This window comes from Pseudomonas sp. E6002 (genome assembly GCF_013385565.1).
Classification (GTDB): Bacteria; Pseudomonadota; Gammaproteobacteria; order Pseudomonadales; family Pseudomonadaceae; genus Aquipseudomonas.
Genome location: NZ_JACAPT010000009.1, coordinates 14,994 through 39,407, shown reverse-complemented (window position 1 = coordinate 39,407; position 24,414 = coordinate 14,994). Strand labels below are relative to the sequence as shown.

19 protein-coding genes are annotated in these 24,414 nt (G+C 62.0%); 13 read left to right on the top strand and 6 right to left on the bottom strand.

Features of this window, described 5'->3' with window-relative positions; translation table 11 throughout:
* Window positions 1–5: 5 nt before the first annotated feature.
* Genes rsmA through HX815_RS06440 form a run of 4 tightly spaced genes read right to left on the bottom strand, consistent with a single transcriptional unit; the run spans window position 6 to window position 5,929 of the window.
* Window positions 6–818, bottom strand: a complete 813-nt coding sequence (gene rsmA / locus HX815_RS06455; protein ID WP_003210994.1) for a 16S rRNA (adenine(1518)-N(6)/adenine(1519)-N(6))-dimethyltransferase RsmA — start codon at window positions 816–818, stop codon at window positions 6–8.
* Window positions 815–1,804 carry a 4-hydroxythreonine-4-phosphate dehydrogenase PdxA gene (gene pdxA / locus HX815_RS06450; protein ID WP_003210992.1) on the bottom strand — a complete coding sequence of 330 codons (990 nt, stop codon included), beginning with the start codon at window positions 1,802–1,804 and terminating at the stop codon, window positions 815–817. Before pdxA ends, rsmA begins: the two co-directional genes overlap by 4 nt.
* Window positions 1,801–3,138 carry a peptidylprolyl isomerase gene (locus tag HX815_RS06445; RefSeq protein WP_003210991.1) on the bottom strand — a complete coding sequence of 446 codons (1,338 nt, stop codon included), beginning with the start codon at window positions 3,136–3,138 and terminating at the stop codon, window positions 1,801–1,803. Before HX815_RS06445 ends, pdxA begins: the two co-directional genes overlap by 4 nt.
* On the bottom strand, window positions 3,119–5,929 hold the full coding sequence (locus tag HX815_RS06440) for an LPS-assembly protein LptD (RefSeq protein ID WP_177027969.1): 2,811 nt from the start codon (window positions 5,927–5,929) through the stop codon (window positions 3,119–3,121). Before HX815_RS06440 ends, HX815_RS06445 begins: the two co-directional genes overlap by 20 nt.
* 130 nt (window positions 5,930–6,059) lie before the next feature.
* On the opposite strand from HX815_RS06440, the gene HX815_RS06435 reads away from it, so the two are divergent.
* The 3 genes from HX815_RS06435 to HX815_RS06425 are packed head-to-tail and all read left to right on the top strand — an operon-like array spanning window position 6,060 to window position 8,519.
* Window positions 6,060–7,079, top strand: a complete 1,020-nt coding sequence (locus HX815_RS06435) for an aminoglycoside phosphotransferase family protein (protein ID WP_177027968.1) — start codon at window positions 6,060–6,062, stop codon at window positions 7,077–7,079.
* Window positions 7,076–7,750 (top strand): N-acetylmuramate alpha-1-phosphate uridylyltransferase MurU, encoded by a 675-nt coding sequence (murU, locus tag HX815_RS06430; protein ID WP_003210984.1) that lies wholly within the window; start codon window positions 7,076–7,078, stop codon window positions 7,748–7,750. Before HX815_RS06435 ends, murU begins: the two co-directional genes overlap by 4 nt.
* Window position 7,751: 1 nt before the next feature.
* Window positions 7,752–8,519 (top strand): TerB family tellurite resistance protein, encoded by a 768-nt coding sequence (locus HX815_RS06425; RefSeq protein WP_102370013.1) that lies wholly within the window; start codon window positions 7,752–7,754, stop codon window positions 8,517–8,519.
* Window positions 8,520–8,699: 180 nt separating this feature from the next.
* Here HX815_RS06425 and HX815_RS06420 read toward each other — a convergent pair whose 3' ends face one another.
* Complete coding sequence (locus HX815_RS06420; RefSeq protein WP_177027967.1) at window positions 8,700–9,674, bottom strand: alpha/beta hydrolase family protein; 975 nt, start codon at window positions 9,672–9,674, stop codon at window positions 8,700–8,702.
* 77 nt (window positions 9,675–9,751) lie between these two features.
* On the opposite strand from HX815_RS06420, the gene HX815_RS06415 reads away from it, so the two are divergent.
* The 10 genes from HX815_RS06415 to trpE all read left to right on the top strand — a co-directional run bounded on the left by HX815_RS06415 (window position 9,752) and on the right by trpE (window position 21,974).
* The gene (locus HX815_RS06415) at window positions 9,752–12,139 is read left to right on the top strand and encodes a PAS domain S-box protein (protein ID WP_003210979.1); all 2,388 of its coding nucleotides are present in this window, start codon (window positions 9,752–9,754) and stop codon (window positions 12,137–12,139) included.
* Between the two features lie 25 nt (window positions 12,140–12,164).
* Window positions 12,165–12,794: a response regulator transcription factor gene (locus HX815_RS06410; RefSeq protein ID WP_003210977.1), complete on the top strand. Its 630-nt coding sequence runs from the start codon at window positions 12,165–12,167 to the stop codon at window positions 12,792–12,794.
* A 226-nt stretch (window positions 12,795–13,020) separates the two neighbouring features.
* Window positions 13,021–14,133, top strand: a complete 1,113-nt coding sequence (locus tag HX815_RS06405) for an ABC transporter ATP-binding protein (protein WP_003210974.1) — start codon at window positions 13,021–13,023, stop codon at window positions 14,131–14,133.
* Between the two features lie 43 nt (window positions 14,134–14,176).
* A complete protein-coding gene (locus tag HX815_RS06400; RefSeq protein ID WP_003210973.1) occupies window positions 14,177–15,217 on the top strand; it encodes an ABC transporter substrate-binding protein in 1,041 nt (346 codons plus the stop codon).
* A gap of 212 nt (window positions 15,218–15,429) precedes the next feature.
* Entirely contained in the window at window positions 15,430–16,662 is a 1,233-nt protein-coding gene (locus HX815_RS06395) for an ABC transporter permease (protein WP_003210972.1), read from the top strand.
* A gap of 13 nt (window positions 16,663–16,675) precedes the next feature.
* Window positions 16,676–17,500: an ABC transporter permease gene (locus HX815_RS06390; RefSeq protein ID WP_003210970.1), complete on the top strand. Its 825-nt coding sequence runs from the start codon at window positions 16,676–16,678 to the stop codon at window positions 17,498–17,500.
* 202 nt (window positions 17,501–17,702) lie between these two features.
* Window positions 17,703–18,851 carry an iron-containing alcohol dehydrogenase gene (locus HX815_RS06385; protein ID WP_003210968.1) on the top strand — a complete coding sequence of 383 codons (1,149 nt, stop codon included), beginning with the start codon at window positions 17,703–17,705 and terminating at the stop codon, window positions 18,849–18,851.
* 83 nt (window positions 18,852–18,934) lie between these two features.
* The gene (gene rpe / locus HX815_RS06380; protein WP_003210966.1) at window positions 18,935–19,609 is read left to right on the top strand and encodes a ribulose-phosphate 3-epimerase; all 675 of its coding nucleotides are present in this window, start codon (window positions 18,935–18,937) and stop codon (window positions 19,607–19,609) included.
* Window positions 19,606–20,424 (top strand): phosphoglycolate phosphatase, encoded by an 819-nt coding sequence (locus HX815_RS06375; protein WP_003210964.1) that lies wholly within the window; start codon window positions 19,606–19,608, stop codon window positions 20,422–20,424. Before rpe ends, HX815_RS06375 begins: the two co-directional genes overlap by 4 nt.
* Window positions 20,425–20,492: 68 nt before the next feature.
* Window positions 20,493–21,974 carry an anthranilate synthase component I gene (trpE, locus tag HX815_RS06370; RefSeq protein ID WP_087694720.1) on the top strand — a complete coding sequence of 494 codons (1,482 nt, stop codon included), beginning with the start codon at window positions 20,493–20,495 and terminating at the stop codon, window positions 21,972–21,974.
* Between the two features lie 138 nt (window positions 21,975–22,112).
* Here the strand turns inward: trpE and estP are convergent, their stop codons facing one another.
* On the bottom strand, window positions 22,113–24,035 hold the full coding sequence (estP, locus tag HX815_RS06365) for an esterase EstP (RefSeq protein WP_003210959.1): 1,923 nt from the start codon (window positions 24,033–24,035) through the stop codon (window positions 22,113–22,115).
* Window positions 24,036–24,414 lie beyond the last annotated feature (379 nt).

The following is a 24,414-nucleotide window of genomic DNA, read 5'->3' as shown; positions in this document are numbered from 1 at the left end:
ACTATTTATTCAGCCACTGGCGCAGGCTGAATGGCGAGCTGGTCAGCCAGGCGCACGAAGGCGGCCAGGTCCAACTGCTCGGGGCGCAGGCTACCGTCGACGCCGGCGGCCTCGATTTCAGCGTTGCTGAGCAAGGCCTTCAGCGTATTGCGCAAGGTCTTGCGGCGCTGGTTGAAGGCTTCGCGCACCACGCGCTCCAGCAACTTGTGATCTTTGGCCGGGTGTGGCAACACCGCGTGAGGCACCAGGCGCACGATGGCGGAGTCGACTTTCGGCGGGGGGTTGAACGCGCCAGGTCCGACGTTGAACAGGTGCTCTACGCGGCAATGGTACTGAACCATGATCGACAGGCGACCCCAGTCACCGCCTCCAGGACCCGCTGCCAGGCGCTCGACCACTTCCTTTTGCAGCATGAAGTGCATGTCGCGGATGATGCCGGCGTTGTTCAGCAGGTGAAAAATCAGCGGGGTGGAGATGTTGTACGGCAGGTTGCCGACCACTCGCAGGCTGTTGGGCGCTGCATTGAGGCTGGTGAAGTCGAACTTCAGCGCATCACCCTGGTGCAGGTTGAAATTGGGCATGCCGGCGAACTGCTGGTTGAGGATCGGGATCAGGTCCTTGTCCAACTCAACCACGTCCAGCTGGCCGCCGCTTTTCAGCAGGCCTTGGGTCAGGGCGCCCTGGCCCGGGCCGATTTCCAGCAGGCGGTCTTCGGGCTTGGCATGGATGGAACGCAGGATGCGATCGATCACGCCAGCGTCGTGCAGGAAGTTTTGCCCGAAACGCTTGCGCGCCCGGTGTTGGTAATGCTCGGTCATATACGGGTCTCGGCCATCTGATAGGCGGTTTCCAGGGCCACGTGCAGGCTGCCGGTATCGATCTTGCCGCTGCCTGCGAGGTCCAGGGCGGTGCCATGGTCGACGGAGGTGCGGATGATCGGCAGGCCCAGTGTCACGTTGACCGCGGCGCCGAAGCCTTTGTACTTCAGCACGGGCAGGCCCTGGTCATGGTACATCGCCAGCACTGCGTCGCAGTGCTCCAGATATTTGGGGGTAAACAGAGTGTCGGCAGGCAATGGGCCGCGCAGGTCCATGCCTTCAAGGCGCAGACGCTCCAGGGTTGGTTCGATGATGTCGATTTCTTCATGGCCCAGGTGACCACCTTCACCGGCGTGGGGGTTGAGCCCACAGACCAGGATGCGTGGTTGGGCGATGCCGAATTTCTGTTGCAGGTCGGCGTGCAGGATGCGTGTCACACGCTCCAGTCGCTCGGGGGTAATGGCGTCGGCAATCTCGCGCAGGGGCAAGTGAGTGGTCACCAGCGCCACCCGCAGGTCACCGGTTGCCAGCATCATCACCACTTGTTCGGTATGGGTCAGCTCAGCGAGGAATTCGGTATGACCGGAAAAGGCGATGCCTGATTCGTTGATCACACCCTTGTGTACCGGGGCGGTGATCATCCCGGCAAAATCCCCGTCGATGCAGCCCTGGCCGGCACGGGTCAGGGTTTCCAGGACGAAGGCAGCGTTGGCCTTGTCCAGTTGCCCGGCCACGACCTTGGTCGCCAGCGGGGTATCCCATACGTACAGGCTGTTGGCCGGTGCCGGCAGATCAGGCCAGTTGCCCGGGCCCACCGGCAGCAGATCGACAACCACACCCAGCTGCGCGGCCCGCTCAATGAGCAGGTCGCGGCTGGTAATGGCAATCAGGGGGTGTGGCTGGGGGTGCGAGGCGAGCAGCAGGCACAGGTCAGGACCAATGCCGGCCGGCTCGCCGGGTGTCAGTGCGAAACGCTTGGGTGTCACTGGGCTGCCTGGTCGGTGCCTGTTTGGTCGGCACCAGGAAGCTTGTTCTCTACGTAGGCTTCGTCACGGATCTGACGCAACCAGGTTTGCAGCTCTTCGTCGTATTTGCGGTTACGCAGTACGGTCAGGGCTTGCTGCTCGCGGGCCTGGGTGGTGTTGTCAGTGGCGCGACGGCCAAGGACTTCCAGCACATGCCAGCCGTATTGGGTCTTGAACGGCTTGGACAGCACGCCTTGCGGGGTCTTGGCCATGACGTCCTGGAACTCTGGAACCAGTGCCTTCGGATCGATCCAGTTCAGATCGCCGCCGTTAAGCGCCGAACCCGGGTCTTCGGAATAGCTCTTCGCCAATTCGCCGAAGTCTTCGCCCGCTTCGATGCGGTCATAGAGCTTCTGGGCCAGTTCCTTGGTTTGGGCTTCGGTACGGATCTCGCTTGGCTTGACCAGGATGTGACGAACGTGAACTTCGTCCTTCATTTGGGCTTCTTCGCCACCGCGCTTGCCGAGCAACTTGAGGATGATGAAACCGCCTGGCGTACGGGCAGGCTGGGTGATGCCACCAACTTCCATGGCGCTCAGCTCGCGGTCGAACGGTGGTGGCAGTTGCGCGGCTTTACGCCAGCCCATGTCACCGCCTTCGAGGGCGTTGTCGCTGCCGGACTGGGCAATGGCCATCTGGGCAAAGTCGGCACCTTGCTTGAGACGGTCATAGATAGCCTGGGTTTTCGCTGCGGCAGCATTGAGCTGTTCAGCGTTGGCGCTGTCTGGCGTAGGCACCAGGATGTTCGCCAGGTGCAGTTCTTCGGAAAGCTGCATCTTGCCAAGGTCGGAGGCGAGGAAGTTCTTCACTTCCTGCTCGGACACCTGAATCCGTTCGGCCACGCGACGCTGACGTACACGGCTGATGATCATTTCCCGGCGAATCTGGTCACGGGCGTCCTCATAGGACAGGCCGTCGTGAGCCAGGGCTGCGCGGAACTGATCAACACTCATGTTGTTGCGCTGGGCGATGGTGCCGACAGCCTGGTTCAATTCTTCGTCGCTGATACGGATACCGGAGCGATCGCCGATCTGCAGTTGCAGGTTTTCAACGATCAGGCGTTCAAGCACCTGCTGGTCCAGCACGCTGGTCGGTGGTACGCCGCCGCCACGCTTGGCGATGGTTTGCTGAACTTCCTTGACCCGTTGGTCCAGTTGGCTCTGCATGATCACGTCGTTATCGACGATGGCCACTACCTTGTCCAGCGGTTGAACCGCAGCGTGAGCTGCGGCGGTACCCAGGAACAGCGCGCCCAGCATCAGCGGGCGCAGACAATCAGAAAGCTTGGTCTTCACGTTCACGATAACCTTCAATGCCTTTGTCGAGGAAGCTCTCTACCTTGGCGCCGGTCAGGCCGCCGAGTCCTTTAAGGACGATCTGGAAGAAGAGCCCGTGGTCACCCTTTTCGTTCAGCGGGGCGATCTGGCTGTATTCGTCGTTGGAAACCCAGTAACGGTTGATGACGCGCAGTTTCCAGCAGCAGTTGTCGTACTCGAAACCACCGAAGGCTTCCAGGGTACGGTTGCGGGCATAGTCATACTGCCAGCGGGTGATCAGGTTCCACTGCGGAACGATCGGCCACATCATCGAGAAGTCGTGTTGCTGGATTTTGTAGTAATCCTTCACGAAGTTCGGGTCGCCTGGCTGCCCGTAGTCGCCACCAAACTGCCATTTGCCGGTCAGCTGGTTGTACACCACCTGGTCGTTGCGATAGCGGTAGCCGACGTTGATAACCTTGTTCGGGTTGTCTTCCGGCTGATAGTGGAACATCGCGCTGCCGGAACGTGGGCTGTGGCTTTCCGGGTCCCAGTTGTAATCGGCAGTGGCGCGCCAGTCACGGTTGAAGCGGAACTCGTAGTCCAGGGCGATTGGCGAAACATCAGACTGTGCGTCCGCACGGTCCGCGGCTAGGATGCCCGGCAGTTGAACTTCGCGGTTCTTGAAGTACACGGCCTCGCCGATGCTGACGCGTTGGCGTTCGAAGCCGTTTTCTTCGATCCAGCGGCTGGTCACGCCCAGGGACAGTTTGTTCTCGTCGCCGATGCGGTCAGTACCGCTGAAGCGGTTGTCACGGAACAGCGACGCGTAGCTGAACGAGTACTCACCGCTGTCGAATACCGGGATATCGCCCTGGTCCTTGTTCGGTACATACAGGTAGTACGCACGAGGCTCCAGAGTTTGACGGTAGTCTTTGCCGAACAAGTTGGTGTTGCGGTCGAAGTACAGGCCGCTGTCGATGCTGGCAATCGGAATTGCACGGTCTTGCGAGCTTTTGAAGGTGCCACCGGCATAAGGGTTGGCTGCAGTTGACGCGGCTTGCGCTGCGATAATCTGGTTCTTGCCGATGCTGTCCAAATCAAGATCGTACTTGGTATAGACGTACTTCAACTTTGGCGTAATAAAACCGTAGGTCCAGTTCATCGGGTAGTCGACTGCCGGCGCAACGTTCAGGCGAGTACCGTTTGCACGGGTCAGGCCGGTTACGTAGGTGTCGAGCCGCGGCGATACGAGCCCGTTTTCATCCGTGAAGCTTCCGTTCTCCAAGTCCCGATCAAAGCGTACTGCTTCGGTCTCGTAGGTGAAGTTCACCCCGCCTGGATGGTACGGCAGCGTGCCGTTGAAGGTGATCTGTGGCAAGCGGTCATACGGCGTGATCTGGGAGATCGTTGCCAGCTGGTACGCCTGCAGGTTCAGTTTCGCCTGGAAGGTATCACCGCGATAGGTCACCGAACCTTGCTGGTTCACGTAGTCCTGGCTCTTGATCCCTTCCTGATAGGACTTCAGATCCTGGAAGTAATAAGGGTCGCTGATGTTGGTGTAGTCGACCTGGGTCAGTACACGCGAGTCCAGCCCGCCCTTGTGCTGCCAGTTGATCATGTAGCGATCTTTTTCGTAGTCGGTCTGGCCTTTACGCTCGCTGCTGTCGTCGTTCAGGTACGCGCCGCCGAACTGGCCTTCGCTGGACTTGGTGAGGTAGCGGAATTCGCCTTCCATCAACAGGCCGCGCTTGGTCATGTATTGCGGGTACAACGTGGCGTCGTAGTTTGGCGCCAGGTTGAAGTAGTACGGCGTAACCAACGTGAAGCCAGTCTCGCCACCCGTGCTGAAGCTCGGCGGCAGGAAGCCGGATTGACGACGGTTGTCGATCGGGAAATAGATATACGGGGTGTAAAGGATCGGAATGTCCTTGACCCGCAACGTCACGTTGGTCGCGGTACCGAAACCGGTGGCCGGGTTGAGCGTGATGTTGTTGCCCTTGAGCTGCCAGGCGTTGCTGTTCGGCTCGCAGGTGGTGTACGTACCGTCCTTGAGACGGATGATCGCGTTCTCGGCACGCTTGGCGTACAGCGCGTTACCGCGGATGCGCGATTTGTGCATCACGTATTCGGCGTTGTCGACCTTGGCGGCGCCGGTGTCCAGCTGGACTTCAGCGTGGTCGCCCACCAGCAGGGCACCGTTGTCGCGCAGACGGACGTTGCCGTTCAGCTCGCCACGGTTCTCGGCCTGGTACAGGTTGGCCTCGTCGGCCTCGACCTGCATGCTGCCCTGGCGCATGACGACGTCACCGGCCAGGGAAGCAACTTGTTGTTCCTGCTCGTAACGAGAGACCTTGGCGCCGATGAAGGTCGGCGCGTCGCTCTTGTTCGTCTTGTCGTTCATGCCAGGACGGATCGGCTCGATGTACGCGCCGGAGCAGTACGGGCCGGTTTCGGCCAGTTGTGCGGCGGTGAGCTTCTCGCGAGGGACCCAGTCCAGGTGGCTGTAGTCGGCGCTGCGCGAACGCAGGCCGCGGCCCTTGGCTTCGGTGACCAGAGCGGTCTGCGGCACGGCCTCGGCGGTGCCGCCGGACTCGCCTTGCGGCGTGCCACTGGCAGAGCTGACGGCACTGCCGTCATGCACCGGGCGCGGTGGCAGCGGGGCTGCGGCCGTTTTCGGCGCGCAATCCCAGGCACCCGAAGCAGAGACTGAGCAGTCATACTGTTCCGCGGCGACCACGAATGAGGTGGCGAAAGGTTGCATGGCCAGCAGACTGCCGGTTACCAGCAACGGAAATTTTCTACGAAACGCGGGGGATTTCAATGCCATCTTATTAGTCCGGGCTTCCTGCGTGCCATCTGCCCGCGGTGTGGGCCGCACGCCTCTCGATGGTCTGAAAAAGATGCGTGATAATAAAGCATGACCCGCTTGACGGCTAGCGCCGTCGGAGACCCTTGTAATGCCCGACCAAGATCTACGTTTGCAACAGCTGAAAGTCTGGCTTGATGAGCAATTGCCAGGCCTCTTTACCACCCAGGGCTGGGGTGTCGTACCCCCGGCCACGTTGACTGCGGCCAGCAGTGACGCGAGTTTCAGGCGTTACTTCCGGTGGGAGGGAGGAGGTCGCAGTTTTGTCGTGATGGACGCTCCACCCCCCCAGGAAAACTGCAAACCTTTCGTCGATATCGCTCATTTACTCGGTCAATCGGGAATAAATGTTCCGAAAATTTATGCGCAAGATCTGCTTCGCGGCTTTCTTTTGCTTAACGACCTGGGGAAAAAAACTTATCTGGACGTGATTACGGCTAAAAATGCCGATCAATTGTTCGCCGATGCCATCGACGCATTGCTGGCTTTCCAGCAATTGCCGATGGAAGCCCCGTTGCCCAGTTATGACGTCGCGCTGTTGCGTCGGGAGCTGGAATTGTTTCCTGAATGGTACGTTCGCCGGGAGCTGGGCATCGAGTTCGACGCCCGGCAGCTTGGCCTGTGGCAACGCGTCAGCGAACACCTGATCGACAGCGCCCTGGCCCAGCCCAAGGTCCTGGTGCATCGCGACTATATGCCACGCAACCTGATGATCAGCGAGCCGAATCCCGGCGTGCTGGACTTCCAGGACGCGGTCTACGGCCCGGTGACCTACGACATCACGTGCCTGTTCAAGGACGCCTTCCTCAGTTGGCCGCTGGCCCGCGTGCGGGAATGGCAGCGCGGTTACTGGCAACGCGCCGGCGCGCTGGGTATCCCGGTGCAGGCGGACTTCGAGGAGTTCCTGCGGGCCAGCGACCTGATGGGCGTGCAGCGTCACCTCAAGGTGATCGGCATCTTTGCGCGCATCTGCCACCGCGATGGCAAGCCGCGCTACCTGGCGGACGTGCCGCGCTTCTTTGCTTATATAGAGGCGGTGCTCGCGGACCGGCCAGAATTGAGCGAACTGGGTGAACTGTTGGCGAGCCTGCGCGTCGAGGTGGTGGTATGAAGGCCATGATCCTGGCCGCCGGCAAAGGTGAGCGGATGCGCCCGCTGACCTTGCACACGCCCAAGCCGCTGATCCAGGCCGGCGGCAAGCGCCTGATCGAGTACCACCTCGAGGCGCTGGCGAAAGCGGGCTTTACCGATATCGTCATCAACCATGCGTGGCTCGGCCAGCAGATCGAAGGCTATCTGGGCGATGGCTCGCAGTACGGCGTACGCATCCAGTACTCGGCCGAAGGCGAGCCGCTGGAAACCGGCGGCGGGATTTTCAAGGCCTTGCCGCTGTTGGGGGACGAACCGTTCCTGGTGGTCAATGGCGACATCTGGACCGACTACGACTTCGCCAGCCTCCACCAGCCACTGGATGGGCTGGCTCACCTGGTGATGGTCGACAATCCGCCGCACCATCCGTCCGGCGGTGATTTCTACCTGAAGGACGGAGCGCTTCATGATGCCGCCGCCGGTGCCGATAACCTGACCTTCAGTGGCATTTCCGTACTCCACCCCCAGCTGTTCGCGGGTTGCAGTGCGGGTGCCTTCAAGCTGGCGCCGCTGTTGCGTGACGCCATGGCGAAAGGGTTGGTGACGGGGGAACACATGAACGGACGCTGGATCGATGTCGGGACGCTGGAGCGTCTGGCGCAAGTCGAAACCCTGCTGACAGCGGGGCACTAGGATGTTGTGGCCAGGGACTCTGATCGGAGCCGGGGCGGGCTTTGCCATTGCCAGCATTCCGGGGGCCATGTTGGGCGCACTGCTGGGCCAGGCGCTGGACCGGCGCCTGGAACTGCAAAGCTGGGCCCAGTTACGCGAGCGCCTTGGCGGCCGGCCGGCGTTGCGCAATGACGAACTGCTGTTCGTGTTGCTCGGTCGCCTGGCCAAGAGCAACGGCCGGGTGGTGGACGGGCATATCCAGCAGGCGCGCCAGGAAATGCGCTCGCTGGACATGGCCGAGCCGGCCCAGCGCCGTGCGATTGCCGCGTTCAATCGCGGCAAGTCCGGCTCGGACCGGGTACGCAGTTACCTGGGCGTGCTCAAGGCCCAGCCCCATGCGGCGGAAGGTGTGCTGCGTGCCTGTTGGCGCATGGCCTGGGCGGACGGCAAGGCCAGTACGGCCGAGCGCGAGTTGATTGAACAATGGGGCAAATGGCTGGGTTGGACGGTCCAGCAGATCCAGGCGCTGGCGGCTGACTATGAGCCGGAGCGCAAGCCGTTGGCCAATCGTGGCGGGGCTTATCAGGAGGCGTTGCGGATTCTGGGGGTGACGTCGACCACCGAACCTTCGGTGATCAAGCGCGCTTACCGGCGCCTGCTGAGCCGGCACCACCCGGACAAGATTGCCGGCAGTGGCGCCAGTCCAGCCCAGGTGCGGGAGGCGACCGAACGTACCCGCGAGCTGCACAACGCCTACGCGCTGATTCGCGAAAGGCGAGACTTTCGCTAACAGAATTATCAGGCGCTGCTTTTTTATGGCGTAAACCGGATCAACTGTGGGAGTGGCGGTGCGACGATTCGACTTGCTCGCGAATGCGGTGGATCAGTAACAGATGCAGTGACTGACTCACCGCATTCGCGAGCAAGCCCGCTCCCACATTTTGTTCTCCAGTGTTTTTGAGATTTACGATCAGTCTCCGGGATTTTGCGGGCTCAGCCACCCGCGAATCCGCCGGTACAGCTGCTCTTGCCCTGCCTGGCTGTTATCGGGGAGGGCCTTCAACGACACCTGCTTGTAGCTGTCATTCTTCAAACGCTTGCTGGCCTGGGAACGTTCCTGGGCCGCTTTGCGTGCCTGGGCGTTGTCCTGGTAGAAAAAGTCTGCCGTGGCCAGCTTCAGTTTCGGTGCCAGTTGTTGCAGGTCCGGGGCACGGCACGCCGGGGTCTGCGCGGCCACCATGACAAATTTCTGCACCTGCGCCGGTTGTTTTTCACTCAGGTAACGCGCGGCCCACCAGGCGCCGGTGCCGTGGCCGAGCAATACGACGCTGCGGGCATTTTGGGTCTGGGCGAAGGCGAGGGCGGCGTCAATGCGCGCGAAGATTCGCGTGGCGTCGGTCTTGTCTTGTTCATCGGTGCCGGGAACCACGGCCGGGTCAGTGCCTTCCGCTTCGGCGCTGGCGGCTTGCTCCACGGGTTTGGCGACGGTGCTGGCGTCTTTGCTGCTGGTCTCCACGGTCGCCTTGGGCGATTCGATGACGCGGGGTGGCAAGGTGTCCAGGGTCAGGTCCGGCAGCGACAAGCTCAGGGTGCCCCAGGAGGCGTCCGGCAATTTCTTGCGCAACGGCGCGATTGCTTGAGGCCAGTCAGCACTTTCGCCGTTGCCCGGGACGATAATCACCACGCCTTCAGGCTCACCGCTGTTGGCCGGCTTCCACAAAGCCAAGAAAGAATCGCTGCCCGCCTGCAACTGTTGTTGTTCCTGCTGCGGGATTTGTCGTTCCAGGGCGTTGGCTTCTTCCTGGCTGCGCTCCGGCAAGGGCTGGCGCACCACCGGTTTTTCCGGGGCGGGAGCGGGAGTGTCGGCGGCCTCGACACAAAAGGCGCTGGTAAACAGCAGCGACAGGCACAATGCTGGCAGTGCCGAGCGGTGGGAAAGTGGCATCGTTGATTTCCGGCCAGAAGTGATTCCGGCAGCCTAATGGGTTGGTCAGTATTTGTCAGTGATATGAGACGTGGATCATGGGTTTTCGCTACCTGCTGGTTATCGGCTGTATATGCTTTCCCTTGATCGCGGGCGCCGTGCCTGCGCCTGCCACTCATCAGGCGCAGCTCGATGCCGGCCAGCGCGAATGGCTCGAACAGCATCCCGACCTGCGGGTCGGGCTGGTGTTACAGGCGCCTTATGCCCAATACGATCGGCGCTTGCAGCGGCTGTCCGGGGCCAATGTCGAATTGATGCAGTGGTTGGCCAAGGCGCTGAATATCGAACTGACCTGGCGCAACTTTCCCAATCAGGAGCAACTGGAGGCGGCGGTGCGTGACGGCGAGGTCGACCTCGCCCCCGGCCTGCTGCAAACCCCGGCCGGCCTGCGCCTGTGGTTATTCTCCGATCCGTATATGCGCGTTCCCCAGCACATTGTCGGGGTTCGTGATGGCAGCACCGCAGTCGACCTGGAGAAACTCGACGACCAATCCCGCGTCGCCGTGCGCATGCCCAGCGCAGTGGCGGATTACCTGCGCAGCACCTACCCGAGTCTCAACCTGCAAGGCGTGCCCATGGAGCGCCAGGCTCTGCAATTGCTGGTGAGCCAGCAGGCGCGGTATGCGGTGGTGGATGAGGCGCAATTGAGCCGGTTGTCGGGCGAAACCGAGTTCGCCGGCCTTGCCGTGGTCGGCGATATCGGCCTGCCGCAATTGCTGCGGGTGGCCACGCGGCGCGACTGGCCCGAGCTGGCCGATATCATGCAAAGCGCCTTGCGCGCGATTCCCGCTCGTGATCTGGACCAGTTGCACAGCCGCTGGCTGCAGCCCAAATACCCACGGGTGACCGAGTCCCCCGGCTTCTGGCAAAACCTCACGTTGCTGCTGGGCCTGCTATTGCTCGCCAGCCTGGCCGTGGTGTTCTGGCAGCGCCGCCAACAACGCGGCCTGGAGCATAATCTGCTGGCCGCCCGCGAAGAAAGCGCCGCCCGCGCCGCCGGTGCCGAAGCCTTGCGCCTGACCCAGTTCTCCATCGACCAAAGCACCGTCGGTATCCTCTGGGTCAATTGGGATAGCCATGTGCGCTACGCCAATCAGGCGGCGGAAACCATGCTCGGCTACGCCCCCGGCGCCCTGATCGAACGCCCGCTGATCGAGTTCGACCCGACGCTGACCATGGACCGCTGGCTCAACCTGTGGAAGCGTGCCCGGGCCAGCGAAGACGGGCCACAGAGTTTTGCCACCAATTGCCTGCGCGCCGATGGCAGCGTATTGCCAGCCGATGTGTCCCTGAGTTTCCTGCGCTTTGCCGACGGCGAATACCTGGTGGTCTACCTCAACGATGTCACCGAGCGTCGCCGGGCCCTCGCGGCCTTGCAGGAAAGTGAGGCGCGGCTGCAAGGGATCGCCGCCAATGTGCCGGGGCTGGTGTTTCGCCTGGAGCGCTTGCCGCGCAGCGAGGCGATCGAGTTCGCCTACATCAGCCAGGGCAGCGAGGGCCTGGTGGGGTACGCGCCGGAAGTGCTCAGCCATCCGGCCATGGGCATTCGCAGCCTGGTGCATCCCGACGACCGCGCCAGTTATCACCGCACCCAGGACCAGGCCATCGAGACCGAGAGCAACTGGGCCTGGCAGGGCCGCATCCTGACTCGCCTGGGCGAGCAGCGCTGGGCCGATATCAAGGCCGTGACCCGACGCCTGGAAGACGGCGCCGTGGTCTGGGACGGAATTGTCTGGGACATCAGCGAGAGCAAGCGCATCGAGCTGGAGCTGGACGCCTCCCGCGCGCAATTGCGGGAATTGTCGGCCCACCTGGAAACCGTGCGCGAGGAAGAGAAGGCCCGCATCGCCCGGGAAGTGCACGACGAGTTGGGGCAGATGCTCACCGTGCTCAAGCTGGAGACCTCGATGTGCGAGCTGACCTACGCCCAACTGGATCCCGGCCTGCACGAGCGGCTGAACAGCATGAAGCGCCTGATCGCCCAACTGTTCCAACTGGTACGCGATGTGGCCACCGCCTTGCGTCCGCCGATTCTCGATGCCGGGATTGCCTCGGCGATCGAATGGCAGGCCCGGCGTTTCGAGGCCCGGACGCAGATTCCGTGCCTGGTGCAGGTGCCGGATAATCTGCCGGCGCTGAGCGACGCCAAGGCCATCGGCCTGTTCCGCATCCTGCAGGAGGCACTGACCAATGTGATGCGCCATGCCCAAGCGCATACTGTCGAGCTGACGCTGGTGGTGGAGGGCGCGCACTTGCGCCTGACCATCAGCGACGACGGTGCAGGTTTCGTCCAGGCTCCCGGGCGCCCGGTATCGTTTGGCCTGGTGGGCATGCGCGAGCGGGTGCTGATCATGGGCGGGCAGTTGAGCCTGGACAGCGCATTGGGCGAAGGCACCACCCTGAGTGTGACGGTGCCGCTGGATTGATAACCAAAAGAAGAGGACATCCACAGTGATCCGTGTACTGGTAGCTGAAGACCACACCATCGTTCGCGAAGGCATCAAGCAACTGATCGGCCTGGCCAAGGACCTGCTGGTGGTGGGCGAGGCGAGCAATGGCGAGCAGTTGCTGGAAACCCTGCGCCACGTGCCTTGCGAGGTGGTGTTGCTGGACATCTCGATGCCTGGCGTCAACGGCCTGGAAGCCATCCCGAGGATCCGTGCGCTGAACAATCCCCCGGCGATCCTGGTGCTGTCGATGCACGACGAAGCGCAAATGGCCGCCCGTGCGCTGAAGGTCGGTGCCGCCGGCTATGCCACCAAGGACAGCGACCCGGCGCTGCTGCTGACCGCGATCCGCAAGGTCGCGGCGGGCGGACGGTACATCGACCCGGACCTGGCCGACCGCATGGTCTTCGAAGTCGGCCTCACCGATTCCCGCCCATTGCACTCGTTGTTGTCGGAGCGCGAGTTCTCGGTATTCGAGCGCCTGGCCCAGGGCGCCAACGTCAACGACATCGCCCAGCAGTTGGCGTTGAGCAGCAAAACCATCAGTACCCACAAGGCGCGCCTGATGCAAAAGCTCAATATCACCTCCCTGGCGGAACTGGTGAAGTACGCCATGGAGCACAAACTCCTATAGCGGCATACCTGTTTGCGACTGCCTGCCGAGCGCCGCGCTGCCCGGTCTTGCTGCTTGTAGCGTGGGGTTTGTAACTGCTCTGTTCTATCCCCGCCATCCGTGTAGGGCAATCCCTACCCCAAACCTTCCATCCTGCTGATGCCAATCTCTCCGGGCCCCCGATTTGCGCGGTCTTGCCCTGGGACTACGCTTGTTCCACGGCAGTCCAAAACAAAAAGGTGCGGGTATGAGCGAGGTGGATTCAAATGATGTGCTGGTCAGCTTTCGTGGCGTGCAGAAGAGCTACGACGGCGAGAACCTGATCGTCAAAGACCTCAACCTGGAGATTCGCAAGGGCGAGTTCCTGACCCTGCTCGGGCCGTCCGGGTCTGGCAAGACCACCAGCCTGATGATGCTCGCCGGTTTCGAAACCCCCACCGCCGGCGAGATCCAGCTGGCCGGCCGCTCCATCAACAACGTGCCGCCCCACAAGCGCGACATCGGCATGGTGTTCCAGAACTACGCGCTGTTCCCGCACATGACCGTCTCCGAGAACCTGGCGTTTCCGCTCTCTGTACGCGGCCTGAGCAAGACCGACATCAGCGAGCGGGTCAAGCGTGTACTGAGCATGGTCCAGCTCGATGCCTTCGCCCAGCGCTACCCGGCGCAACTCTCCGGTGGCCAGCAGCAGCGGGTGGCCCTGGCCCGGGCGCTGGTGTTCGAGCCACAGCTGGTGCTGATGGACGAACCCCTCGGCGCCCTCGACAAGCAACTGCGCGAACACATGCAGATGGAGATCAAGCACCTGCACCAGCGCCTCGGCGTGACGGTGGTGTACGTGACCCACGACCAGGGCGAAGCACTGACCATGTCCGACCGGGTGGCGGTGTTCCACCAGGGCGAGATCCAGCAGATCGCTGCCCCGCGCACCTTGTACGAAGAACCGAAAAACACCTTCGTCGCCAACTTCATCGGCGAGAACAACCGCCTCAATGGCCGCCTGCACAGCCACACCGGCGACCGCTGCGTGGTCGAACTGGCGCGCGGCGAAAAGGTCGAGGCGCTGGCGGTGAACGTCGGCCAGGTCGGCGGCCCGGTGACCCTGTCGGTGCGCCCCGAGCGCGTCAGCCTGAATGGCTCCAGCGAAAGCTGCGTCAACCGTTTCTCCGGGCGCGTGGCCGAGTTCATCTACCTGGGCGACCACGTGCGGGTGCGCCTGGAAGTCTGCGGCAAGACCGATTTTTTTGTGAAACAACCGATCGCCGAGCTGGACACAGCCCTGGCGGTCGGCGACGTGGTACCGATTGGCTGGCAAGTCGAGCACGTTCGCGCACTCGACCCACTTCTAGAGGCGAATTGATCGCCCCCTTGCTTCACCAACCTCGCACGTGGAGAGAACAACAATGTTGAGATCCCTGAAATATTCCGCCCTGGCTCTGAGCTTGATGGGCGCGACACAGGCCATGGCAGGCCCTGATTTGACGGTGGTGTCCTTTGGTGGCGCGAACAAGGCGGCGCAGGTCAAGGCCTTCTATGCACCGTGGGAAAGCGCGGGCAACGGCAAGATCGTCGCCGGCGAATACAACGGTGAAATGGCCAAGGTCAAGGCCATGGTCGACACCAAGAGCGTGTCCTGGGACCTGGTGGAAGTGGAGTCGCCGGAACTGTCCCGTGGCTGTGACGAAGACATGTTCGAGCCCCTGGACCCGAAACTGTTCGGCAACCCGGGCGACTACGTGAAGGGCGCGATCCAGCCGTGCGGCGTGGGTTTCTTCGTGTGGTCCACGGTGCTGGCCTACAACGCCGACAAACTGAAAGCACCGCCAGGCGGCTGGGCCGATTTCTGGGACACCAAGAAATTCCCGGGCAAACGCGGCCTGCGCAAGGGCGCCAAGTACACCCTGGAATTCGCCTTGATGGCTGACGGTGTGGCGCCGAAGGATGTGTACAAGGTGCTGGCCGGCAAAGATGGCCAGGACCGTGCGTTCAAGAAGCTCGATGAGCTCAAGCCGTATATCCAGTGGTGGGAAGCGGGCGCCCAACCGCCGCAGTACCTCGCTTCTGGCGATGTGGTGATGAGTTCTGCCTACAACGGCCGGATCGCTGCCGTGCAGAAAGAAAGCAATTTGAAAGTGGTGTGGAACGGCGGGATCTACGATTTCGACGCCTGGGCCATTCCAAAAGGCCTGGCGAAAGACCGTGCTGACGCGGCGAAGAAGTTCATCGCCTTCTCGGTGCAGCCGCAGCAGCAGAAGACCTATTCGGAAAACATCGCCTACGGCCCGGCCAATACCCAGGCGGTGCCGTTGCTGGCGAAGGACATCCTGAAGGATATGCCGACTACCCCGGAAAACATCGCCAACCAGGTGCAGATCGACGTGAGCTTCTGGGCGGATAACGGTGAGCAACTGGAGCAGCGCTTCAATTCCTGGGCTGCCAAGTAACCACCGCACCCAGGGTGGATGGGCTTTTTGTGGCGAGGGGGCTTGTCCCCCGTTGGGCTGCGAAGCGGCCCCAAAACCAGCCACCGCGGTCAGTCTAATAAACCACAGTGGCTTTACTGGGGCTGCTGCGCAGCCCAACGGGGGACAAGCCCCCTCGCCACAGGTGTGGGCCTTCACAGGTCTGCATTCTTTTTTACGATCCGGAGTTCGCCATGGCCCTCGCCATTCCCAGCCCCACCCTGAAACAGCGCCTGGCGCGTGCCGAGCGGCTCAACCGCTGGAAGGCCCAGGCCCTGATCGCGCCATTGGTGGTGTTTTTGCTGCTGGTGTTCCTGGTACCGATTGTGGCGCTGCTCTACAAAAGCGTCGGCAACCCGGAAGTGGTGGGCGGCCTGCCGCGCACGGTGGTGGCGGTGACGGCCTGGGACGGTCGTGGCTTGCCTGGCGAGCCGGTGTACCAGGCCATCAGCGAGGACCTGGGCGAAGCCCGGAAAAACTCGACCCTGGGCGACCTCTCCAAACGCTTGAACATGGAGCTGGCGGGCTATCGCAGCCTGCTGACGAAAACCGCGCGGGCGCTGCCGTTCACCGAAGCGCCTGCCTCCTATAAAGAAGCGCTGGAAAACCTCGACGAACGCTGGGGCGACCCGGCGTACTGGCAGGCGATCCGGCGCAACACCAGCAGCCTCACGCCATACTACTTGCTGGCCGCCGTCGATCACCGCATCGACGACCTCGGCGAAATCGCCCCGGCCACCCCGGACCAGGCGATCTACCTCGATATCTTCGCCCGTACGTTCTGGATGGGCCTGGTCATCACCGTGTGCTGCCTGCTGCTGGCCTATCCGTTGGCTTACCTGCTGGCCAACTTGCCAGCGCGGCAAAGCAATTTGCTGATGATCCTGGTGCTGCTGCCGTTCTGGACCTCGGTGCTGGTGCGCGTGGCGGCCTGGATCGTGTTGCTGCAGTCCGGCGGCTTGATCAACAGCGCGCTGATGGGCATGGGGCTGATCGATAAACCCGTCGAGTTGGTGTTCAACCGGCTGGGGGTCTACATCTCCATGGTGCACATTCTGCTGCCCTTCATGATTTTGCCGATCTACAGCGTGATGAAAGGCATCTCGCCCACCTACATGCGGGCGGCAATCTCCCTGGGCTGCCACCCATTCGCCAGCTTCTGGCGCGTGTACTTCCCGCAGACCTACGCAGGCGTTGGTGCCGGCTGCTTGTTGGTGTTCATTTTGGCGATTGGCTACTACATCACCCCGGCCTTGCTGGGCAGCCCGAACGACCAGATGGTCAGCTACTTCGTGGCCTTCTACACCAACACCAGCATCAACTGGGGCATGGCCACGGCCTTGGGCGGCTTGCTGCTGCTGGCCACCGTGGTGCTGTACCTGATCTACAACTGGCTGGTGGGCGCCAGCCGCCTGCGCCTGAGCTAAGGAGACCGTTGCGATGCTGAGCCCTTATATGTCGCCCGTGGAACGGGTCTGGTTCTACAGCTTGCGGATCCTCTGCGGCCTGATCCTGTTGTTCCTGATCTTGCCGGTGCTGGTGATCATCCCGCTGTCGTTCAACAGTGGAAGTTTCCTGGTTTACCCGCTGCAAGGTTTCTCGCTGCACTGGTACCAGGATTTCTTCGGCTCGGCGGAATGGATGCGCGCCCTGAAGAACAGCATCATCGTGGCTCCGGCGGCTACAGTGCTGGCGATGGTGTTCGGCACGCTGGCGGCGATTGGCCTGACCCGGGGGCACTTTCCCGGCAAGGCGCTGGTGATGGCCCTGGTGATTTCGCCGATGGTAGTGCCCGTGGTGATTATCGGTGTGGCCAGTTACCTGTTCTTCGCGCCGCTGGGCCTGGGCAACAGCTTCTTCTCGCTGATCGTGGTGCACGCGGTGCTGGGCGTGCCGTTTGTGATCATCACCGTGTCGGCGACCTTGCAGGGGTTCAACCATAACCTGGTGCGGGCGGCGGCCAGCCTGGGCGCGTCACCGCTGACGGCGTTTCGTCGGGTGACCTTGCCATTGATTGCCCCGGGGGTGATCTCCGGGGCGCTGTTCGCCTTTGCCACCTCGTTCGATGAAGTGGTGGTGACGCTGTTCCTTGCCGGGCCCGAGCAGGCGACCTTGCCACGGCAGATGTTCAGCGGCATCCGTGAAAACCTCAGCCCTACCATTGCCGCCGCGGCCACCTTGCTGATTGCCTTCTCGGTGGTGCTGTTGCTGACCCTGGAATGGCTGCGCGGGCGCAGCGAGAAACTGCGTACGGCCCAGGTCTAAAGCCAAACAGAGATCAAAATGTGGGAGCGGGCTTGCTCGCGAAGGCGGTGTGTCAGTCAACAGAGATATCGACTGGCCTACCGCCTTCGCGAGCAAGCCCGCTCCCACATTGGGTTTGTGTTTATTCAGTAGCTGAATGCAAGACAACCAGCCCAAGTCAGCTAGTCTTGTGCCAGCCCATAACTGATAAGAGGCCGCGCACATGAGTACTTCCTCATTCAAGATCGCCCACAAACTGCTCACCGGCCCAGGCGCCATCGAGCAACTGGCCGCCGAGCTGACGCGGCTGGATGTCGACAACCCGCTGATTGTCACCGATGCGGCACTGGTCAAGTCCGGCACCGTGGCGCTGGCGCTGGAACACCTGGGCGAACGGACCTACGAGATTTTCGACCGCGTGCTGCCCGACCCGGAAATCGCCATCGTCGAGGACTGCATGCGCGTCTACCGCGAAGGCGGGCATGACGGCCTGATCGGCGTCGGCGGCGGCAGTGCCATCGACATCGCCAAGAGCGTGGCGGCCTACGCCGGTTACCATGGCGCCCTGGCCGACCTGTTCGGCGTGGACCAGGTGCCGCGCAAAGGCCCGCCGCTGATCGCGATTCCCACCACGGCCGGCACCGGTTCGGAGGTGACCAACGTGGCGATTCTGTCGGACAAGGTCGCGCAACTGAAAAAAGGCATCGTCAGCGATTACCTGCTGCCGGACGTGGCCCTGATCAGCCCGCAGATGACCCTGACTTGCCCGCGCAGCGTCACCGCCGCCAGTGGGGTGGACGCATTGGTGCACGCCATCGAATCCTACCTGTCGCTGAATGCCTCGCCGATCACCGATGCACTGGCCATCGGGGCGATCAAACTGATTGCCAAGGCGTTGCCCAAGGCCTACGCCAACCCCGCCAACCTTGAGGCCCGGGACGACATGGCCACCGCCAGCCTGATGGCCGGGATGGCGTTCGGGAATGCCGGCGTGGGCGCGGTGCATGCGTTGGCCTACCCGTTGGGCGGGCGTTTCAATATCGCCCACGGCGTAAGCAATGCCTTGCTGCTGCCCTACGTGATGCACTGGAACAAGCTGGCGTGTGTGGAGCGCATGCAGGAGATAGCCGAGGCCATGGGCGTGAATATCACGGGTTTGAGTGCGGTGGATGCCGCCGACCAGGCCGTCGATGCGATGACGCGACTGTGTGCCGCAGTCGAGATTCCGTCCGGCCTGCGCAGCTTCGGTGTGCCTGAAGACGCGATCCCGGCCATGGCGGTAGAAGCGGCGGGGATCGAGCGCCTGATGCGCAACAATCCGCGCAAGCTCAGCGCCGCTGATATCGAGAAAATCTACCGGGCAGCTTATTAACCATTGAGCGAGGTCACGGTGCGCGCGGCAAAGCATGAGGTATACAATGCGCGCCATCGTGATTTAGCTCAAAAAGGTGCGTCATGCAGCCCTTCGTCATTGCTCCATCGATTCTCTCCGCCGACTTCGCCCGCCTGGGTGAGGAAGTGGACAAGGTGTTGGCCGCCGGTGCCGACTTCGTTCACTTCGATGTCATGGACAACCACTATGTGCCGAACTTGACCATTGGTCCGATGGTCTGCGCCGCCCTGCGTAAATACGGCGTGACCGCGCCCATCGATGCGCACTTGATGGTCAGCCCGGTGGACCGCATCGTCGGTGACTTCATCGAAGCCGGCGCGACCTACATCACCTTCCACCCGGAAGCCACGTTGCACGTGGACCGCACCCTGCAACTGATCCGCGAGGGCGGTTGCAAGGCGGGCCTGGTGTTCAACCCGGCCACTCCGCTGAGCGTGCTTGAGTACGTGATGGACAAAGTCGACATGGTGTTGCTGATGAGCGTCAACCCGGGCTTCGGCGGGCAGAAGTTCATCCCCGGCACCCTCAACAAACTGCGTGAAGCGCGGGCGCTGATCGATGCGTCGGGCCGTGATATCCGCCTGGAGATCGACGGTGGCGTCAACGTCAACAACATCCGCGAAATCGCCGCGGCCGGTGCTGACACCTTTGTGGCCGGTTCGGCAATCTTCAATGCCCCGGACTATCAGGAAGTGATCGCCAAGATGCGTGCAGAACTGGCGCTGGCGCGTCCATGAGTGGCTTTGAGCAACTGTTCCCCGGCAAACTGCCACGGCTGGTGATGTTCGATCTGGACGGTACGTTGATCGATTCAGTGCCGGACCTGGCCGCGGCGGTGGACCAGATGCTGCTCAAGCTGGGGCGCAAGCCGGCGGGTATCGAGTCGGTGCGCGAGTGGGTCGGCAATGGCGCGCAGATGCTGGTGCGTCGGGCCTTGGCCAACAACATCGAGGCCGAGGGTGTCGATGATGTGGAAGCCGAGCATGCGCTTGAGCTGTTCAACGTGGCCTACGAAAACGGCCACGAACTGACCGTGGTTTATCCCGGCGTGCGCGACACCCTGAAATGGCTGCACAAGCAGGGCGTGGAAATGGCCCTGATCACCAACAAGCCGGAGCGTTTCGTCGCACCGCTGTTGGACCAGATGAAGATCGGCCGGTATTTCCGCTGGATCATCGGCGGCGATACCTTGCCGCAGAAGAAGCCCGACCCGGCGGCGCTGTTCTTCGTGATGAAAATGGCCAATATCCCGGCGTCCCAATCGCTGTTTGTCGGCGATTCGCGCAGTGATGTGCTGGCGGCGAAAGCGGCGGGGGTCAAGTGCGTGGCCTTGAGTTACGGCTACAACCATGGCCGGCCGATTGCCGAAGAATCCCCGGCGCTGGTGATTGATGACCTGCGCCTGTTAATCCCCGGTTGCTTGGGAACGGGCGCTGAGATAACGTTGCCCGACGCTGTTCCATCCCCTTCTGGAAATCCCATCGTGGTGGTCACTCGCAAACTCTGGATGAAAGTCATCAAGGCCCTGGCCCGCTGGCGTTGGCGCGCCTGACTGATCCTCGCCGCGCTGCGGCACGTTTGCACACCTGACCGTTAGACCCTCAAGCCACGAGGCACCTCATGATCCGCGAAGAATTCCTGCGTTTGGCCGCTGCCGGCTACAACCGTATCCCCATGGCCTGCGAAACCCTGGCCGACTTCGACACCCCGCTGTCGATCTACCTGAAACTGGCCGACGAGCCCAACTCCTATCTGCTGGAGTCGGTGCAGGGCGGTGAGAAATGGGGCCGTTATTCGATCATCGGCCTGCCGTGCCGCACGGTGCTGCGGGTACATGATCACCATGTGAGCATCACCCTGGACGGCGTCGAGATCGAAAGCCATGACGTGGAAGACCCGCTGGCCTTCGTCGAGGAATTCAAGGCGCGCTACAACGTGCCGACCATCGCCGGTCTGCCGCGCTTCAACGGCGGCCTGGTGGGTTACTTCGGCTACGACTGCGTGCGCTACGTGGAAAAACGCCTGGGCAAATCCCCGAACCCCGATCCGTTGGGTGTGCCGGACATTCTGCTGATGGTTTCCGACGCGGTGGTGGTGTTCGACAACCTCGCGGGCAAGATGCACGCTATCGTGTTGGCGGATCCTTCCCAGGCCGATGCGTTCGAGCAAGGCCAGGCGAGCCTGGAAGCGCTGCTGGAAAAACTGCGCCAGCCGATCACCCCGCGTCGCGGCCTGGACCTCAGCCGTCCACCGGCGGCTGACCCGGTGTTCCGCTCCAGCTTTACCCAGGATGACTACGAGCGTGCGGTCGATACCATCAAGGAATATATCCTTGCCGGTGACTGCATGCAGGTGGTGCCGTCGCAACGCATGTCCATCGACTTCAAGGCCGCGCCGATTGATTTGTACCGGGCGCTGCGCTGTTTCAACCCGACGCCGTACATGTACTTCTTCAACTTTGGCGACTTCCACGTCGTGGGCAGTTCGCCGGAAGTGCTGGTGCGTGTGGAAGACAACCTGATCACCGTGCGCCCGATTGCCGGCACCCGCCCTCGCGGTGCGACCGAAGAGGCGGACCTGGCGCTGGAACAGGACCTGTTGAGCGACGACAAGGAAATCGCCGAGCACTTGATGCTGATCGACCTGGGCCGCAACGACACCGGGCGTGTCTCGGAAATCGGTTCGGTGAAACTCACCGAGAAGATGGTGATCGAGCGTTACTCCAACGTGATGCACATCGTGTCCAACGTCACCGGCGAGCTGAAGGCCGGGTTGACGGCGATGGATGCACTGCGGGCGATCCTGCCGGCGGGCACCTTGTCGGGCGCACCGAAGATTCGCGCGATGGAAATCATCGACGAGCTGGAGCCGGTCAAGCGTGGTGTGTATGGCGGCGCGGTGGGGTATTTCGCCTGGAACGGCAATATGGACACTGCGATCGCGATCCGTACGGCGGTGATCAAGGACGGCGAACTGCACGTGCAGGCGGGCGGCGGGATCGTGGCCGACTCGGTACCGGCCCTGGAATGGGAAGAGACGCTGAACAAGCGCCGGGCGATGTTCCGTGCGGTGGCGTTGGCTGAGCAGACCCCGCAGGGCTGAAGTCAGACGTAGATCAAAAATGTGGGAGCGGGCTTGCTCGCGAAGGCGGTGTATCAGTCGACATATAAGGTGACTGTCGCACCGCTTTCGCGAGCAAGCCCGCTCCCACATTTGGTATTTGTCAGTTTCAAGTCCGAGTCAGAAATCCAGACTCACCCCGACACTCAGCCCTTGCTGGGTAAAGTTGTCATCCTTTCTCACGTTATAGGCCGCGTTCAACGCCAGGTCCTTGGTCACCTTGTGGGTAATCCCCAGATTCAAGCGATCCGAATTGCTGCGTGGCGTGTAGCCGTCCAGTTTGAAATCAATCCCCGGCACGCTGTTGAGGGACATGCCCACTCGCTGCGTATCGTTTTCAAACTCGTGCTCGTGGGCCACTTCGCCAAACACCAGGGTTTGCGGGGTGAAGCGGTAGTTGGCTTGTAATCCGATTCCCAAACGCTTGGAGTCGCGCTGTTGGTCATCAAACGTCAGCGCGGTGGAACGGGCATCTTTCTCCGAATAACCATTCACCTCGACCCGCGAATAGTCAGCGCTGATAAAGGGTGAGAAGTGCCACTCGCTGTTCGGCTCGGCGATGTCATACCCAACCCGTGCGCTCAATGCCCATAGCCAGCCGTCGGTGTCGCCTTTCTCGGTGCCTTCGCTGATGCCCAGGGCGAACTTGCGCTTGAGGTTGTCGAAGTCCAGTTTGCCGCCGGTCAATGCGGCGTCGGCCCACCAGTGATCTTCCTGATACTGGGCGAACGCGGTGCCCAGGTAGCTGTTGAGCTTGTAGTCCGAATCGCTGGCGCCAGCCTCAAGACTCTGGCGATAGAAGCCTGCTGCCACACCCACGCGCCACTCGTCATTGAGCCTGTAGCTGCCACCGATGTTCAGGTTATAGCCGCTGCCGTCACCGCTGGCCGAGCTGTTCTGATCATCGAAGTCCAGGTGCTGGCCGCCAGCGTCGACGATCGCCCGCCATTGGCCCACGGCCTGCCAGCTACGGGAGTCGGCTTGCCATTGGTTGCGCAATGAATCCTGATGGGCGCGCAAGGTGCCTTGGGCCATTTCCGGAAGCAGGGTGATTTCCCAGGGGGCTGCCAGCAGCGAATACGCGTAGTCGGCGATCAGTGCCTGGCCGGCCTCGGTCGGGTGCACGGTGTCGTTGTAAATCAGCTTGGTCGGGTCCGGATTGGTGCCGCCGACGCCATACACCGGATTCCTGCAGGTGGTGCCGCTGAAGCACGTCTGGTTGAGGTTCTGGTCGGTGGCAAAACCAAAACGCCCGGGATCGGCAAAGGTTTCCTTGAGCAGCAACGGAATGTTCAGCGGGATGATCTGCGCATCGATTTGCGACAGGCGCTGTACCAGGGTCTGGTTGAACGCGCCGGCCAGGGTGCTGACGGCCCCTTGGAGCGGGGTGCCATTGACGGCAGGTGTCAGGCCCAGGTCCGGCAGCATCCATACCATTACATAACGGGCGCCAGCCTGTTGCAGCGCCTGGGCGCTGTCGGCCAGGCGCCCGGCTGCGGCCGAGGCCTGGTCGGGGCTGAGGACCAGGCCGTCGAGGAAGTCATTGCCGCCGCCGGAGAGAAAGTACAACGCGTTGGGGTCGGCTCGGCCCCCCGTTGATGCCAGGTATCCGGGACGTGTACGCAATACCTGCCCGGTGTCGCTGTCGGTGACGGTGGAGTTACCGGTGATGGCATCGTAGATCTGTTGGGTGGTGTAGCCGCCGACGGCCCAGTTATTGCCGTCTGGCTGGCCCAGCGCGGCGCGCTCCGGCGAGGTCGAGGCATTCAGGTCGCCCGGGGCAACCCCCAGCTTGCCGCCCAATAACGTCGAGGAGATCAGCGATGTGCTTTCGCCGCTGCCGTCGAAGTATTGCGGGCCGGTGCGGTTGGTGAAGCGATAGGTTGAGCCCGGTGCGCCAGGGTCGGCAAATGTACCGGCGTCGGCCAGGCTGTCACCGAAAACGACCATCGTCGAATAAGGCGAGGGCGCGGCGAAGGCTTGCGAGCATGCCAGCGCCAAGAGGCAGCCGACGATGGGGGTGAAATAGGGCATCTTGGTCATGAGTCCGTCCATGATTTTGTTTTTTTGTCAGCACTGTGACTGTAGCGCCCTTGGAAGGGTTCTGAAAAGTTTGACGCCAATTATCAGTCGGGCAGTTTCCCCCGTATTTGCGGCTCGATATTGCACCGTTGGCGAGGCTACGTTACTGTGCCTGAACGTATGAATGAGACCCTCCCCGTGTTGATCATCAGCAAACTCTTGATGCGAGTAGTCAAGGCACACGCCCGTTGGCGTTGGCGCGCCTAACTTTTCTCTACCGGCCCCGCCGGACCTGTACCGATTTGCCTTCTTCACCCTCTGTTAAACGCCCCTTGCCGACCAACCCCGGCAACCGGAAAGTGCGTCTGGCAGCGGGTCACTCCCTTGGAAGGCCGTCATT

Bases quoted from the DNA above. Each gene is read 5' to 3' on its own strand.
- estP (WP_003210959.1), bottom strand. From the start codon at position 24,035: ATGACCAAGATGCCCTATTTCACCCCCATCGTCGGCTGCCTCTTGGCG.
- murU (WP_003210984.1), top strand. From the start codon at position 7,076: ATGAAGGCCATGATCCTGGCCGCCGGCAAAGGTGAGCGGATGCGCCCG.
- HX815_RS06390 (WP_003210970.1), top strand. From the start codon at position 16,676: ATGCTGAGCCCTTATATGTCGCCCGTGGAACGGGTCTGGTTCTACAGC.
- HX815_RS06415 (WP_003210979.1), top strand. From the start codon at position 9,752: ATGGGTTTTCGCTACCTGCTGGTTATCGGCTGTATATGCTTTCCCTTG.
- HX815_RS06440 (WP_177027969.1), bottom strand. From the start codon at position 5,929: ATGGCATTGAAATCCCCCGCGTTTCGTAGAAAATTTCCGTTGCTGGTA.
- HX815_RS06395 (WP_003210972.1), top strand. From the start codon at position 15,430: ATGGCCCTCGCCATTCCCAGCCCCACCCTGAAACAGCGCCTGGCGCGT.
- rsmA (WP_003210994.1), bottom strand. From the start codon at position 818: ATGACCGAGCATTACCAACACCGGGCGCGCAAGCGTTTCGGGCAAAAC.
- rpe (WP_003210966.1), top strand. From the start codon at position 18,935: ATGCAGCCCTTCGTCATTGCTCCATCGATTCTCTCCGCCGACTTCGCC.
- HX815_RS06375 (WP_003210964.1), top strand. From the start codon at position 19,606: ATGAGTGGCTTTGAGCAACTGTTCCCCGGCAAACTGCCACGGCTGGTG.
- HX815_RS06400 (WP_003210973.1), top strand. From the start codon at position 14,177: ATGTTGAGATCCCTGAAATATTCCGCCCTGGCTCTGAGCTTGATGGGC.
- HX815_RS06405 (WP_003210974.1), top strand. From the start codon at position 13,021: ATGAGCGAGGTGGATTCAAATGATGTGCTGGTCAGCTTTCGTGGCGTG.
- trpE (WP_087694720.1), top strand. From the start codon at position 20,493: ATGATCCGCGAAGAATTCCTGCGTTTGGCCGCTGCCGGCTACAACCGT.
- HX815_RS06435 (WP_177027968.1), top strand. From the start codon at position 6,060: ATGCCCGACCAAGATCTACGTTTGCAACAGCTGAAAGTCTGGCTTGAT.
- HX815_RS06420 (WP_177027967.1), bottom strand. From the start codon at position 9,674: ATGCCACTTTCCCACCGCTCGGCACTGCCAGCATTGTGCCTGTCGCTG.
- HX815_RS06425 (WP_102370013.1), top strand. From the start codon at position 7,752: ATGTTGTGGCCAGGGACTCTGATCGGAGCCGGGGCGGGCTTTGCCATT.
- HX815_RS06385 (WP_003210968.1), top strand. From the start codon at position 17,703: ATGAGTACTTCCTCATTCAAGATCGCCCACAAACTGCTCACCGGCCCA.